We start from the raw sequence: 13894 nt of genomic DNA on the forward strand, positions 1-13894 counted from the left end.
ATACCCATTTTCGTCTTTGCGAGAAGGCTTCTTCAGCCGACGAAGCAATCTTAATGCGATCGCTATCTACGTTTAGTCGTAGCGAGGCGTTACAACCAGGTGAGATACGATGCAACTCTTTTCCTTAATCAATATCATAAATGAGATAGCCTCAATCGGTGAAAAATCGATTGAGGCTATAATGGAAAATAAAAACGTCTATTATGAATGCAGTTCCTCTACATTCTATTTAATTGATTTTAAGGAAATATCAAATACAAGTGGTGTAAAAGGATTGATTGGACCACCACCGTTTTCTCCATAACCTAATTTGGAAGGAATGATAATTTTGATTTTACCACCCACACCAATTAACTGTACACCTTCAATAAATCCAGGAGCCAATTGACCTAAAACTAACGGACGGGCAGAATACTGTGCCATTGGCGAATAAATCCCAGCATCTTTTGCAATTTTAGCATCCGAAGTATCAAATACATTGATTTTTCCATCGGCTTTTTTATTGGTGAACTGACCAGTATAATCAACCATAATCGTATCTGTTAAGGTAGCGCGTTGAGCATTTCCTGGCGCTTCGATTATATATTGCAGGCCTGATGCTGTTGTTTGTGTTTTCAGGCTATTATCAGCAATGTACTTTGAAATCTTTGAGGCTTCGTTCGCCTTATTTTTAGCGATTAAAACTTTATATTCCTCTTCAAAAAATGACCTTTTCTTTTTTTCAAAGGTAGAATCTGCCTCATTTGCAGCTTTGTGTAAAACCTTTTCAATTTTGATAGTAAAAGTAGAGAAGTTATCTTTTGCACCTGTTGGTTTAGGCTGACCAGAATATTTGGCCATAGAATCTAAATTCAATTTAAAAACTGCACTATCTCCTTCACCTAGTAACTTCAACGCAGAAGCTAAATCTCCTTTAAACATCGATTTACCAATAGGGAAAAATGCCGGACGTTCGTTGTCATAGGTATTTACCAAAGTAGAATCTCCACCTTTAGTTTCAATGATCTGAATACCGTTTAGCTTTACAAAATCGCCCTCCTGGATTTTCGCCTTTCCTTCGCTATTGTAAATTTTGTAGGTCATATCGCCCTCGCCTTTTTCAAACCTATTACAGGCAGATAAGCCTAAAGCTGCTGCCAATAAAATAATAACCCCTTTTTTCATTTTCTATATGCCGTAATTGAACAAAAAAAAAGTGTTGCTCAATTGGAACAACACTTTTTTCTATTTTAAATTTATTTTTTAATTGCTGCTGCAGCAGGTGCTTTTTTGATATCAGTAATCTCGATATCGAAAACAATTGGATTGTAAGGCATGATCCCTACTTGTGGAGCACCTTGCTCACCATATCCTAGTTTAGAAGGAATGATTGCCGTAATTTTCCCACCTTTACCTACTAATTGTAATGCTTCAGTAAAACCTGGTATGGTTCCGCCTAAAGCCATTTTAGTTGGGCCATATGGTCTGCCAGCCTGGAATTTATTTTCCGCTTTCGCAATTTTTTCATCACTGGTATCAAATACCTTGTATTTACCTTTAGTATCTTTTTTAGCCAATCTACCCGTGTAGTTTAACGTAACAGTATCACCTAATTGTGCACGTTCTGCGCTTCCTGGCGCAGTAATGATGTATTGCAAACCGCTAGCAGATGTTTGTGTTTTTAGATTGTTATCAGCAACGTAAGCCTTGATTTTACCATCTTCAGCGCCTTTCTTTTTCTCAGCTGTAGCTTTGAAGTCAGCCTGGAAGAATTCACCTGCTCTTTTGTTAAAAGTAGAATCAGCTTCGCCAGCATTCTTTTTGAAAACTTTCTCTACTTTGATGGTGAAAGTGATGTATTTATCATTTTTGAATTGCTCTGGTTTAGGCTGTTTGCTGTAAAAAGCCATGGTATCCAAATTAACTTTAAATGTTGCGCTATCACCTTCTCCAAATAAGGTTAATACATCATTCATATCACCAGCATACATTTTCTTCTGAACAGGAAAAACTTGTGGATTTTCGTTGTCATAAGTACTTCCTAATACTGAATCTTTATCATTTTTCTGAATGAAGTTCATCTTAATGATATCTCCTTCTTTGATTTTCTCTTTACCTTCAGAATGGTGAACGGTATACAATAAACCACCAGCACCTTTTTTCTCTTTGTTACAAGCCGCTAAACCTAATGTAGCTGCTACAAGAACAATTATTCCTTTTTTCATTTTGTATTTAAACTTTATTTAATTTGGTTATTTGCTTTACGCAATTAATTGGTTTTTATATTCTTCTAAAATGGATTTAAATTCATTTACCACTTCATTTAAAGGCTTCTCTGATACGCCGCCTGCAGCATTTCTATGTCCACCACCGCTGAAATATTTTTTACAAATCTCATTTGCAGGAAAATCTCCGGTAGACCTTACTGAAAGTTTCACCTTATCTGTACGCTCAATAATTAAAGCTGCCAGACGGATTCCATTGATAGAAAGTGCATAATTTACCACACCCTCTGTATCGCCTGTGGTACTGCTAAAGCGGGCAAGTTCTTCTTTAGTTACCGATATTATAGCGGTATTGTATTCTCTGATGACTTCCAACTTGTTAGACAAGCAATAGCCTAAGAAGCGTAAACGATCTTCACTTGCATTATCGTAAACCAGTTGATGAATTTTCCAGTGTTCTGCACCTAGATCAATCAGATCGGCTGCGATTCTATATACATTAGATGTGGCAGACTGAAAACGGAATGAGCCAGAATCTGTCATAATTCCAGTATATAAACAGGCAGCAACATCTTTATTAATGCCAGCTTTATCTTCCAGTTGATTTGCAATGAAATCATACACCAGTTGTGCCGCTGCACATGCATTAATATCCCAATGGCGATAATCATCAAAATCTTCAGGCTCTAAATGATGATCGATCATCACTTTTTTTGCACCTGCAGCTCTTACCAATTCTCCTAATTCATTAATGCGACTAAGCGTATTGAAGTCCAGACAAAAAATCAAGGCTGCTTCATCGACTAGTTTGGCTGCTTTTTCCTGCTCCTCTGTAAAGATAATCACGTCAGAATTATTTGGCATCCAATGTAAAAAGGTTGGATAATCTGTCGGCGTAATTACTTTGACATGATGACCTTTTTGGATTAAGTATCCATATAAACCTAGTGAGGAGCCCATTGCATCACCATCTGGTTTATGATGCGTGGTGATAACAATTCGCTGTGGCGTAGCCAGTAAAGATTTTAACTCAGGTAGTGTAAGCATATATTTTTTGCGTTGCAAAGCTAAGGATTTTTAGTATAGGATTAAAGGATTTTAAGATTAGCCAGATCATATATCATAAATAAGATTTTATGTCACTTTACCAGATCACATAAATGCTAAGCGTAGCAGGATCTTATACAAGGCTGTTGGTTATTCATCAATTAAAACGTAGTTTTGCAGCAAATTGATATTCAAACACAATGAGCACTAACAGAACTTTTACCATGATCAAGCCTGATGCAGTTGCAAACGGCCATATCGGATCAATCTTAAATGACATTACCAATGCGGGTTTTAAAATCATTGCATTAAAATATACTAAGTTAACTGATGAAACTGCTGGCCAATTCTACGCAGTTCACGCTGAGCGTCCTTTCTATAAAGATTTAGTAAGCTTCATGTCTTCAGGACCAATTGTTGCCGCTATCCTGGAAAAAGATAATGCAATCGAAGATTTCAGAAAATTAATCGGTGCAACTAATCCAGCTGAAGCTGCTGAAGGTACTATCCGTCAGAAATATGCTAAATCTATTGATGCGAATGCAGTGCATGGTTCAGATTCTGATGAAAATGCGGAAATTGAAGGCAACTTCTTCTTCAAAGCTGATGAGCGTTTTTAATTGCTAATCAAAAACATTTTTTTTTAAAACCTCGATATGTTCGGGGTTTTATTGTTTTATCAATTTTGTATCTTTCGAACTTAAAATATTCAAACATCCAAATCGTTGTAATAACACACCTTAATAATAAATGAAAACAATTCTCTTAGCGGCATGCCTTTCAACAGCTACAATTGCATCATACGCTCAAAAAAAACCTGTAGCTAAAAAGCCAGTCACTAAAAAAACGATTACCACCACTACAACCAGAACCACCACAATTGTGTCTGGTTTAAGATCGCCATTAGATTCAACCAGTTACGCTTTTGGTACATCCATTGGTTCTGGATTAAAATCTACCGGATTAACAACACTTAATTATGAAGTACTTTTAAAAGGTTTAAAGGATTCATTTACGGGTGGAAAAGTACTTTTAACGCAAGCACAAGCTCAGGAAGTAATCAATGGGGCAATGTCGAAAGCATCAGCAGTAAAAAATAAAGCAGAAGCTGCAGCAAATAAAATTAAATACGGACCAATTATGAAAGAAGGACAAGATTTCTTAGACGAGAACAAAAAACGTGCTGGTGTACAAACTACTGCCAGTGGGCTACAGTATGAAGTGTTAACTGCCGGAACAGGTGTTAAACCAGTGGCTACCGATTCGGTATTGGTACATTACAAAGGAACTTTATTGAACGGAAAACAGTTTGACAGTTCTTACGATCGTGGCGAACCCATTAGCTTTCCATTAAACCGTGTAATTCCAGGTTGGACAGAAGGTGTGCAATTAATGCCAGCAGGATCAAAGTATAAATTCTTTATTCCTTACCAATTGGCTTACGGAGAGCGTGGTGCAGGAGCAGATATTCCACCATATAGCACTTTGATTTTTGAAGTAGAATTGCTTAAAGTTAACGGCAAATAAGCTTTTATTAAAACATTCTTTACGCTTCGATGTTAGCTATTAAAAAATTAGCATCATATGAAAAGAATATTTCCAATAGCACTAATTGCATTTTTATGCACTACCTTAAGCAGTTGTGAACTGGTGGGAGGTATATTTAAAGCTGGACTTTGGTCTGGTATAATTGTAGTAGTAATTGTAGTTGCACTACTGATCTGGATCCTGTCGAAAATATTTGGCGGAAGAAGGTAAAATAAAAAAGGGTTAATTTTTCTTCAAAAATTAACCCTTTTTTGTACCTGAATATTTACAGAAATACCATTTCATTAATAACAATACTGCCAGCGTGTTCATTCAGCTTTTGGATAATTCCCTGGCGAACCATTACCAGTTCATTTTTTATTACTGATGATTCTATTCTGATGAATAACTTCTTATCCTTAATATAAATCTGAGTAGTTCTGTTTGCGATGGCTGTGCCCATAATTTCTGGCCAGATCGCCAGAATGGAAGTCTCATCAAATTTTCGGCGTAAACGGTATACATCCAGCATCTTGCTGATGGCATCCTTCATCGTTATATCATTCGGTTTACGCATGGCTTATTTGTCCCTCCTTAACTTCAAACAAAGTTACATCAACTTGTATTTTTTCAAAAACTGATTTCACTCTTTCTTTCCCCGTATCAGTGATAAATATTTGTCCGAAATCTTGGTGGGATACCATTTGCATTAATTTTTGCACGCGGTGATCATCCAGTTTATCAAATATATCATCGAGCAGCAGCAAAGGTTTAAAACCCTTATTTTTTGCCAGATAAGCATATTGAGCAAGTTTCAAAGCTATTAGAAAAGACTTCTGTTGTCCTTGCGAGCCGAACTTCTTCAACGGCATTTCACTAATTTCGAAGGCAAGCTCATCTTTATGAATCCCCGTTGTGGTACGCTCCAGCACCCGATCTTTTTCTACCGATTTTTTCAGCAAAGTTTCGAAAGGGAAATCAATCAGCTGTGATTGATAATTTAAAGAGACCACTTCTTTGTTTTCGGTAAGGTAAAGATAATATTCATTGAAGAGCGGAATAAACTCATCCATAAATGCCTTTCTGATGGCAAAAATTTTATTTCCGGCGATGACCAGTTGCTCGTCTAAAATCTCCAATAAGGTTGGATCATATTTTCTGGTGATCGCAATTTGCTTTAGAAAAGCATTTCTATTAAGAAGAATCCGGTTATAAGTAATCAACTGATCTAGGTAATGTGAATCCGTTTGAGAAATCACGTTATCAATAAACTTTCTCCGCTCTTCACTGCCTTCCATGATTAAGTTAACATCGTAAGGCGATACCATCACTACAGGAAACAGGCCAATATGATCGGCGAGTTTTTCATACTCCTTTTTATTGCGTTTAAATTGTTTTTTTTGATTTCGCTTAACACCGCAGGTAATTTTATCATTGCGTTCGTTTCGATCGAAATCGCCCTGAATCATGAAAAGATCCGATCCGGTTTTTATTTGTTGCCCATCAATGGGATTAAAATAGCTTTTGCAAAGGCATAAATAATGAATTGCATCGAGCATATTTGTTTTACCAGACCCGTTATTACCTGTAAAAACGTTTACAGTGTCAGAAAATTGGAGATCTGCATCACAATAATTTTTAAAATTTAGAAGCGTAATATTCTTTAACCACATAAATATGGCGCAATTTACCGTTTTTTAACCTCTAAATAACTAATGTTTAATTAAATACTTCTAAATAAAGATTGATACTTTGATTGAAAAATGTATTTTTGCAATCTTAAATTTTTTAAACAAACATGTCTACAATAGATAACCAAACTACTCAACCTATCAAAAAAGGTTCATTTTTACAGGAAAATAACAAGAGCTTGCTATTTATTGCCGGCGCTGTTGTTTTATTAATTGGTGTATATTTTTGGTATCAAAATGTGTACTTAAAAGGTCGTGCTGAAGAAGCTGCAAGCAAAATGTTTAAATCTGAATCATATGTTGGCATCGATTCATTGTCCAACAAAGCGGTTAAGGGCGAAGGCGGTTATCCTGGTTTAGAGCAAATTGCTAAAGAATACGACAATACAAAATCTGCTAATTTAGCTAACCTTTATTTAGGTGGGATTTATCTACGTAAAGGTGAGTATAAACAAGCAATTGATGCATTAGGAAAATATAGTGCTACGGGTAGCCCGGTTGCAGATCCATTAGCTTTAGGCTTATTGGGCGATGCTTACAGCGAATTGAAAGATTACAAACAAGCAGCTACTTACTACAAAAAAGCTTCAGATAAGGCAAGCAAATTTACTTCACCAATGTTCCTTAAGAAATTAGGATTGGTAAACGAAAATCTTAAAGATTTTGGTGCCGCTGTTGATGCTTATACTAAAATTAAAACACAATATCCTGAAAGTGCTGAAGCCCAAATGGTAGATGCTTATCTTGCAAGAGCTCAGGCGCAAGTTAAATAATAAACTTGTACGAAATTATAAAGTATTGGAGACCATCGAAAGATGGTCTTTTTTTGTGTAAGAATATTTTGAATGGTCTGTGAGCCACAGCGCATGGGATGTACAGCACAAGTAACCTGTGTATATGCCTATTTATTAAAAGCCGTCATGGTATGTGCAGGTCCAACGGTTACATAACTTTTAATGAGCTCAACGCTTTTATCAATCAGCGCAGGAAGTTCAGGTTGTTCATTTTTATCAAACAACCCTAATACAAAATCTATTTGTCTTCCTTTTGGATAATCATTTCCAATTCCAAAGCGTAACCGGGCATAGTTTTGCCCGCCACAAACTTCTTCTATACTTTTTAAACCATTATGGCCAGCACTTGAGCCCTGAAGTTTCAAACGCAGTTTACCCAATGGCAGCGCCAGGTCATCTACAATTACCAATACGTTTTCCGGGGCGATCTTTAGCTCCTTCATCCAGTAGTTTACAGCTTTTCCACTCAGGTTCATAAATGTGGTTGGTTTGATCACATGAAGTTTTTTCCCTTTGAAACTTACTTCAGCATAATAAGCCAAACGAATATTATCAAAACTCCCACCCAAGCCTTTCACCAGTTCATCAGCAATATCAAATCCAATATTATGTCTGGTATGTGCATAATCCGGACCAATATTACCCAAGCCAACTATAAGATATTTCATAGCGGCAAAGGTAGAAAAAAAGGTTGAGGGCGGAAAGGGAGAGGGTAGAAAGGCGGAAAGCGGAAAGGAAAAAGCTTAAAGACTAAAGACCAAAGCGAAAAGACTAAAAAGCGATCCTGCCTTCGAAGCAATCTTCTCAAAGATCGTCATGCTGATCCGATAGCTATCGGATTTAGTCCAGCACCTATCTGGATAAGACCCTGAAACAAGTTCAGGAGGACGAGTCTTAATCAGCGCATCGTCACTACGAGATGGCATTTCCAGCCTTCGAAGCAATCTCCTCAAAATCGTCATGCTGAATTTAGTTCAGCACCTATCTGGATAAGATACTAAAACAAGTTCAGGAGGACGAGTCTGAATCAGCTAATCGTCAATTGCGAGAAGGCTTTTTCAGCCTTCGAAGCAATCTCCTCAAAATCGTCATGCTGAATTTAGTTCAGCACCTACCTGAATAAGACCCTGAAACAAGTTCAGGAGGACGAGTCTGAATCAGCTAATCGTCAATTGCGAGAAGGCTTTTTCAGCCTTCGAAGCAATCTCCTCAAAATCGTCATGCTGAATTTAGTTCAGCACCTATCAGGATAAGATCCTGAAACAAGTTCAAGAGGACGAGTCTTATCAGCTCATCGCCAGTAATGACGACTGTTTGAGGAAAGACAAAAGCTGAAAGACTTTGCTGATCCTGAAAATCCTTAATTCCTAAAAATCCTGATCACAAAAAAACGGCTTGAATAAATCCGAGCCGTTCCTTCTAATCAAGTTATTCTGATTATTTTTTACCTTTAGCAGCTTCAGTTTCTGCTTGCTTCAATGCTCTACTCATTCCTACAGACACGATTGTATCTTCTGGAGTATTTGTAATTACATATCCATCACCTTCGATATCACGAACGCGAACCAAACTACCAACTTCTAATTTAGCAATGCTCACTTCAACGCTTTGTGGCATTTTATTTGGCAACGCCTTAACACGAAGTTTACGTAATTTCTGAACCATTTTACCCCCCATTTTAACACCTGGAGAAGTTCCTGTTAGTTTAACCGGGATTTCCATAACGATTTCTTTTTCATCAAATAATTGAAGAAAATCGATGTGCATTAAAATATCAGTTAATGGATGAAATTGAGTGTCTTTTACGATAGCTTTAGTTTTTGTACCGTTAACATCAAGCTCAACGAAGTTTACTTCAGCAGTATAAATTACATCTCTCAAATCTGAAATTACAACAGCGAAATGTTGTTGTTCTTTTCCACCGTACAATACCGCCGGAACTTTACCTTCGTAACGAAGTTCCTTGGCATCGCGTTTCCCTACGTTCTCTCTTGGAGAACCGCTAATTGCGATTGTTTTCATTTTATTTATATTTATTTATTAGTAGTAAGTATTTAGTATCAAGTATCAAGACCTTAAGCCATAAACTATTAACCTCCAACTTTTTTAAACTCTCTTTTTGTTCAGCTTTAAGTCGTTTTGCCCTTTTAAACGCCTATCGCAATACGCTTAACGCTATACTCTAAACAAGTCGCTAATTGAACCATGTTCGTTTACATTGGCAATTGCCCTAGCAAATAAACTAGCCGTACTTAGCACCCTGATTTTTTCACTTTCCATTCTCAATGGAATGGTATCTGTAACGATCAACTCTGTTAATACAGAATTTTCTACTGTTTCTATAGCTTTGCCAGATAATACCGCATGTGTACAAACTGCCCTTACACTTGCCGCACCGTTCTCCATAATTAAAGCCGCAGCTTTAGATAAAGTTCCCGCAGTGTCGCAGATATCATCTATTAATACTACATCCTGTCCGGTTACATCACCAATAATCGACATTGATTCGATTTCATTGGCACGTTTACGGCGTTTATCACAGATAATTACTTCAGCATTAAAAAACTTTGCAAAAGTACGCGCTCTATACGAGCCACCCATATCTGGCGATGCAATAGTAAGGTTTGGCAGATTTAAGCTTTTGATATAAGGCACAAAAATAACCGATCCATCTAAGTGATCTACCGGAATATCAAAGAAACCCTGAATCTGAGCAGCGTGCAAATCCATTGTCATGATGCGGTGAATACCCGCAGATTTCAATAAGTTTGCTACCAATTTAGCGCCGATTGCTACACGGGGTTTATCTTTTCTATCCTGACGGGCTAAACCATAATAAGGAACAACTGCTGTAATATAATGTGCCGATGCTCTTTTAGCAGCATCAACCATTAACAAAAGCTCCATTAAGTTATCGCTGGGCTGACAAGTAGATTGGATTAAGAAAACATCGCAGCCGCGGATTGATTCGTCAAAAGAAGGTTGGAATTCTCCATCGCTAAATTTGTGGATTGTAACATCTCCGAGTGCCTTGCCATAATTTTCAGCAATTTTCAGCGATAATCCTCTAGAACCTGTTCCGGAAAACAATTTTACCGGGTTAAACTGCAATGGCATAATCCGCGTAGTTTACGGTTAAAAAAAATCGGATCATGTTATTTAAAAACACGATCCGATGATAAATTTGTTGTCCGACCTGGATTCGAACCAAGACAAACAGTACCAAAAACTGTCGTACTACCCTTATACTATCGGACAAACTTTCTCGAGGTAACCCCTCGAAAGGGAATGCAAATGTAGGAAGCTTATTTGAAATATGCAAGAGTGATTTTAAAATATTTTTAATTTCTTTCCTGCTCTTCCGTTTTGCATTGCAAAGATAAAAAAATCATCATATGCTGTGCAACATTTTATTTTTTTCTACGACATTTTTAATCGAGAACCACCTAAATCATTTATTATCAAAGACTAAATTTTCACTATGAATTATCCGAAGATCAACACCATTGGCGGTTGGCTATGTTTTATCATTGCTGCAACCACTTATATCCTAACTTTAGATCAATCTGTAAGCTTCTGGGATTGCGGCGAATTTATTGCGTCGGCTTATAGACTAGAGGTTGTTCACCAACCTGGTGCTCCAATGGTTTCGATGATTCAGCGGTTATTTTCTACACTTGCTTTTGGCGATAAAACCAAAGTTGCTTATTTCATTAATATTTCTTCAGCACTGGCAAGCGCCGGAACCATCATGTTTTTATTCTGGACCATTACGGCTTTAGCAAAAAAGACAATCGTTAAAAAGAATGAAATCCTCACGAATCAAAACATCATTAGCATTATTGGCGCTGGTTTAGTTGGCGCATTGGCCTATGCCTTCTCTGATAGTTTTTGGTTTTCTGCAGTGGAGGCAGAAGTTTATGCCCTGTCTTCGCTTTGCACCGCTGTAGTTTTTTGGGGGATTTTGAAATGGGAATCGCAGGCTGATGAACCAAAAGCAGATCGTTGGCTCCTTTTTGTGGCCTACATTATGGGAATTTCCATCGGCATCCACATTTTAAACCTTTTAACTATTCCGGCAATTGTTTTTGTTTATTACTTTAAGAAAGTAGCCTCACCAGATTGGAAAGGCATTCTAAAAGCTTTCATTATTTCGATTATGGCATTGGCTGTTGTGCAATTTGGCATTATTCAATACCTCGTTTCTATCGCCGCAAACTTCGATTATTTCTTTGTAAATACGTTGGGCTTTGGCTTCAGAACTGGCATCATATGCTTTGCCATCTTATTTATTTCTGGTTTAGTCTACGGCATCAGGTATTCGATCCTTAAAAACAAAAGGGTTCTCAACCTGATTATGCTCTTTACGGTGTTGCTCGTTTTCGGATATAGCTCATTTGCTTTACTCATCATCAGGGCACAGGCAAAACCGAATCTCAACAATTACAATGTAGATAATGTATATTCCTTTTCCAGATATGTAGGCAGAGATCAATATGGCGACCGCCCTTTGTTATTCGGGGAAAACTACAACTCCCAAAAAATCGACATCAAAGAAACCGGAGAAATTTTCCGCAAAGGCGAAAAAAATTACGAGCGGGCAGGTAAAAAGTCTGCTTATGTTTTCGCAGATAAAACGCCTTTGCCAAGAATGTATAGTGATAAACCTGAGCACATCAGATTTTACAAAAATTATATGGGTTTTGATGATGAGCATCAACCATCGCTCACCGATAACCTAAAATATCTATTTTCCTTTCAGGCGGGACAAATGTATGTCCGCTATTTTATGTGGAACTTTGTGGGCAGGCAAGATAATGAAGATGGGCAGCATGGCGGAACTGATGGCGCTTGGTTAAGTGGGATAAAACCAATTGATGCCATTCGCTTAGGTGAGCAAAAAAATCTCCCTCCTTCTATTATCGAAAACAAAGCTTATAATCGCTTCTTCTTTTTACCACTCATTATCGGATTAATCGGAGCCATTTGGCACTTCAAAAGAAATCAAAAAGATGCAGGAATTATTGGGTTGCTATTTGTTTTTACCGGCGTTGCGATCGTAATTTACTTAAACTCCGTTCCGGTAGAGCCCCGGGAAAGGGATTATGCTTACGTTGGCTCTTTTTATGCTTTCGCCATTTGGATTGGCTTAGGTGTTTTTGGGTTGAAGGAATGGTTTTTCGAAAAATTTACCCCTCGGCGTGCAGGCATTTTCGCATCAGCCTTAGCTTTATTTGCCGCGCCAATGATTATGGCTAATCAAGGTTGGGATGATCACGATCGGTCTGACAGTTCTGTTGCCAAAGATATGTCTGTGAATTACCTGAAGGCCTGTGCGCCAAACGCTATCTTGTTTACCTATGGCGATAACGATACTTATCCGGTTTGGTATGCACAGGAAGTTGAAAATATCCGTCCGGATGTGCGGGTAGTTAACCTGAGTTTGTTTACTGCAGACTGGTACATCGACGGGATGCGCAGAAAACAGAATCAATCGGCACCGCTTCCTATTACTTTAAAACATGAGCAATATGTGGAAGGCACGAGAGACATCATGTACTTTCAGGATTATAAAATTGCACAGCATGTGGAGCTGCAGCAGATTCTGGATGTGCTTTTATCAGATCACGATGAAGATAAGGCAACAATGAGTGATGGTTCGAAATACAATATTTTGCCTACGAAGAATCTGAAATTGACGGTAAATCCTCAGCAAGTGCTTGATACCGGAACCGTTCCTAAAGAAGATGCCGGAAAAATTGCAGATAGTATTCAATGGACATTTAATCAGGAATATGTAACCAAGGGAACATTGGCTTTATTCGACATACTGGCGCACAACAATTGGGAACGCCCGATCTATTTTACAGGAGCAATGCCAACCGAGCAATATATTGGGCTTGACAAATATCTTTACACAGAAGGACTGAACAGAAGGTTGCTTCCGCTCAAACCAGATCTAACTTCGGATAACCCGGAACCTTTAAACCTGAAGCCGATGTATAATAACCTGGTGAATACCTATGGTTACGGCAATATCAAAAATGCGCATCATTTAGGTCGGCAATCGGCTGATGATGTGGCTATGTTTTCAAATATGTTTGCCAGTTTATTAAGTGGATTAATCGATGAAGGAGATATGGTTAAAAGCAAAAAAGTGGCCGCTAAGTATTTTGATATGATCCCGGATCAGTTTTACACGCCCAGACAAGCGATGAGCACTTTTTATTTTACAGAGGGTTTATACCGGATAAACGATTTAAAGCGTGCAAATGAACTGATTAACAAATCAACAAATTATTTTGATAAGGAGTTGATTCATCTGGCTGATGTATCTGAAAGTAAAGGCTATCTGGCTTCCGAGCAAAATGTTAGAATCTACATGAGTGTGATGAGCCAGATGATTAAATTGACTGAAACCTTTAAGCAAAGAGAACTAAGCAAAAAGATTGAAAACAAATACTTGATCCTTTTAAATCGCTTTTCGCCATTTGTGGCTGGCTAGCCACTAAATATTCAAATCTCTACCTGTAAACAGATCTCTATTTTTGTTTACAGGTTTTGCGGTTTGGATACGATTTTAAAAAATATAATTAAGCATGAGTAATCGCTTAATTTGGTTAAGAATTGT

General features: G+C 37.7%; 13 protein-coding genes. 5 read left to right on the top strand and 8 right to left on the bottom strand.

Features of this window, described 5'->3' with window-relative positions; genetic code table 11:
• Positions 1–225 precede the first annotated feature (225 nt).
• The 3 genes from ACN1CD_RS10785 to ACN1CD_RS10795 form a co-directional block, all read right to left on the bottom strand.
• Positions 226–1164 (bottom strand): FKBP-type peptidyl-prolyl cis-trans isomerase, encoded by a 939-nt coding sequence (locus tag ACN1CD_RS10785; RefSeq protein WP_419130400.1) that lies wholly within the window; start codon positions 1162–1164, stop codon positions 226–228.
• 71 nt (positions 1165–1235) lie between these two features.
• On the bottom strand, positions 1236–2204 hold the full coding sequence (locus ACN1CD_RS10790; RefSeq protein ID WP_419130401.1) for an FKBP-type peptidyl-prolyl cis-trans isomerase: 969 nt from the start codon (positions 2202–2204) through the stop codon (positions 1236–1238).
• Between the two features lie 36 nt (positions 2205–2240).
• Positions 2241–3251, bottom strand: a complete 1011-nt coding sequence (locus ACN1CD_RS10795; RefSeq protein ID WP_419130402.1) for a DHH family phosphoesterase — start codon at positions 3249–3251, stop codon at positions 2241–2243.
• Positions 3252–3451: 200 nt separating this feature from the next.
• On the opposite strand from ACN1CD_RS10795, the gene ACN1CD_RS10800 reads away from it, so the two are divergent.
• From ACN1CD_RS10800 to ACN1CD_RS10810, 3 genes are all read left to right on the top strand, one after another.
• Positions 3452–3871 carry a nucleoside-diphosphate kinase gene (locus tag ACN1CD_RS10800; RefSeq protein ID WP_056088170.1) on the top strand — a complete coding sequence of 140 codons (420 nt, stop codon included), beginning with the start codon at positions 3452–3454 and terminating at the stop codon, positions 3869–3871.
• Positions 3872–4001: 130 nt separating this feature from the next.
• On the top strand, positions 4002–4778 hold the full coding sequence (locus ACN1CD_RS10805) for an FKBP-type peptidyl-prolyl cis-trans isomerase (protein WP_419130403.1): 777 nt from the start codon (positions 4002–4004) through the stop codon (positions 4776–4778).
• Positions 4779–4835: 57 nt separating this feature from the next.
• Complete coding sequence (locus ACN1CD_RS10810; protein ID WP_167515633.1) at positions 4836–5009, top strand: hypothetical protein; 174 nt, start codon at positions 4836–4838, stop codon at positions 5007–5009.
• Between the two features lie 55 nt (positions 5010–5064).
• On the opposite strand, the gene ACN1CD_RS10815 is transcribed toward ACN1CD_RS10810, so the two are convergent.
• Together ACN1CD_RS10815 and recF are read right to left on the bottom strand one after the other, a co-directional pair.
• A complete protein-coding gene (locus ACN1CD_RS10815) occupies positions 5065–5355 on the bottom strand; it encodes a DUF721 domain-containing protein (protein WP_419130404.1) in 291 nt (96 codons plus the stop codon).
• Complete coding sequence (gene recF, locus ACN1CD_RS10820; RefSeq protein ID WP_419130405.1) at positions 5348–6451, bottom strand: DNA replication/repair protein RecF; 1104 nt, start codon at positions 6449–6451, stop codon at positions 5348–5350. Before recF ends, ACN1CD_RS10815 begins: the two co-directional genes overlap by 8 nt.
• A gap of 125 nt (positions 6452–6576) precedes the next feature.
• Here recF and ACN1CD_RS10825 point away from each other — a divergent pair, with 125 nt between their 5' ends.
• Positions 6577–7242 carry a tetratricopeptide repeat protein gene (locus ACN1CD_RS10825; RefSeq protein WP_419130406.1) on the top strand — a complete coding sequence of 222 codons (666 nt, stop codon included), beginning with the start codon at positions 6577–6579 and terminating at the stop codon, positions 7240–7242.
• Positions 7243–7370: 128 nt separating this feature from the next.
• On the opposite strand, the gene pth is transcribed toward ACN1CD_RS10825, so the two are convergent.
• The 3 genes from pth to ACN1CD_RS10840 form a co-directional block, all read right to left on the bottom strand.
• Positions 7371–7931, bottom strand: a complete 561-nt coding sequence (pth, locus tag ACN1CD_RS10830; protein ID WP_419130407.1) for an aminoacyl-tRNA hydrolase — start codon at positions 7929–7931, stop codon at positions 7371–7373.
• Positions 7932–8700: 769 nt separating this feature from the next.
• Positions 8701–9285, bottom strand: coding sequence for a 50S ribosomal protein L25/general stress protein Ctc (locus tag ACN1CD_RS10835; RefSeq protein ID WP_419130408.1), 585 nt, complete (start codon positions 9283–9285; stop codon positions 8701–8703).
• 153 nt (positions 9286–9438) lie between these two features.
• The gene (locus tag ACN1CD_RS10840) at positions 9439–10380 is read right to left on the bottom strand and encodes a ribose-phosphate pyrophosphokinase (RefSeq protein WP_419130409.1); all 942 of its coding nucleotides are present in this window, start codon (positions 10378–10380) and stop codon (positions 9439–9441) included.
• A gap of 364 nt (positions 10381–10744) precedes the next feature.
• Here ACN1CD_RS10840 and ACN1CD_RS10845 point away from each other — a divergent pair, with 364 nt between their 5' ends.
• Positions 10745–13768 (top strand): DUF2723 domain-containing protein, encoded by a 3024-nt coding sequence (locus ACN1CD_RS10845; RefSeq protein ID WP_419130410.1) that lies wholly within the window; start codon positions 10745–10747, stop codon positions 13766–13768.
• The last annotated feature ends 126 nt before the right edge of the window (positions 13769–13894 follow it).

Origin of the sequence: Pedobacter sp. N23S346 (genome assembly GCF_048515415.1) — a bacterium.
In the GTDB taxonomy this organism is placed as follows: domain Bacteria; phylum Bacteroidota; class Bacteroidia; order Sphingobacteriales; family Sphingobacteriaceae; genus Pedobacter.

Excerpts from the sequence above, each read along its gene's own strand:
- ACN1CD_RS10785 (WP_419130400.1), bottom strand. The coding sequence starts at position 1,164 with ATGAAAAAAGGGGTTATTATTTTATTGGCAGCAGCTTTAGGCTTATCT.
- ACN1CD_RS10790 (WP_419130401.1), bottom strand. The coding sequence starts at position 2,204 with ATGAAAAAAGGAATAATTGTTCTTGTAGCAGCTACATTAGGTTTAGCG.
- ACN1CD_RS10795 (WP_419130402.1), bottom strand. The coding sequence starts at position 3,251 with ATGCTTACACTACCTGAGTTAAAATCTTTACTGGCTACGCCACAGCGA.
- ACN1CD_RS10800 (WP_056088170.1), top strand. The coding sequence starts at position 3,452 with ATGAGCACTAACAGAACTTTTACCATGATCAAGCCTGATGCAGTTGCA.
- ACN1CD_RS10805 (WP_419130403.1), top strand. The coding sequence starts at position 4,002 with ATGAAAACAATTCTCTTAGCGGCATGCCTTTCAACAGCTACAATTGCA.
- ACN1CD_RS10810 (WP_167515633.1), top strand. The coding sequence starts at position 4,836 with ATGAAAAGAATATTTCCAATAGCACTAATTGCATTTTTATGCACTACC.
- ACN1CD_RS10815 (WP_419130404.1), bottom strand. The coding sequence starts at position 5,355 with ATGCGTAAACCGAATGATATAACGATGAAGGATGCCATCAGCAAGATG.
- recF (WP_419130405.1), bottom strand. The coding sequence starts at position 6,451 with ATGTGGTTAAAGAATATTACGCTTCTAAATTTTAAAAATTATTGTGAT.
- ACN1CD_RS10825 (WP_419130406.1), top strand. The coding sequence starts at position 6,577 with ATGTCTACAATAGATAACCAAACTACTCAACCTATCAAAAAAGGTTCA.
- pth (WP_419130407.1), bottom strand. The coding sequence starts at position 7,931 with ATGAAATATCTTATAGTTGGCTTGGGTAATATTGGTCCGGATTATGCA.
- ACN1CD_RS10835 (WP_419130408.1), bottom strand. The coding sequence starts at position 9,285 with ATGAAAACAATCGCAATTAGCGGTTCTCCAAGAGAGAACGTAGGGAAA.
- ACN1CD_RS10840 (WP_419130409.1), bottom strand. The coding sequence starts at position 10,380 with ATGCCATTGCAGTTTAACCCGGTAAAATTGTTTTCCGGAACAGGTTCT.
- ACN1CD_RS10845 (WP_419130410.1), top strand. The coding sequence starts at position 10,745 with ATGAATTATCCGAAGATCAACACCATTGGCGGTTGGCTATGTTTTATC.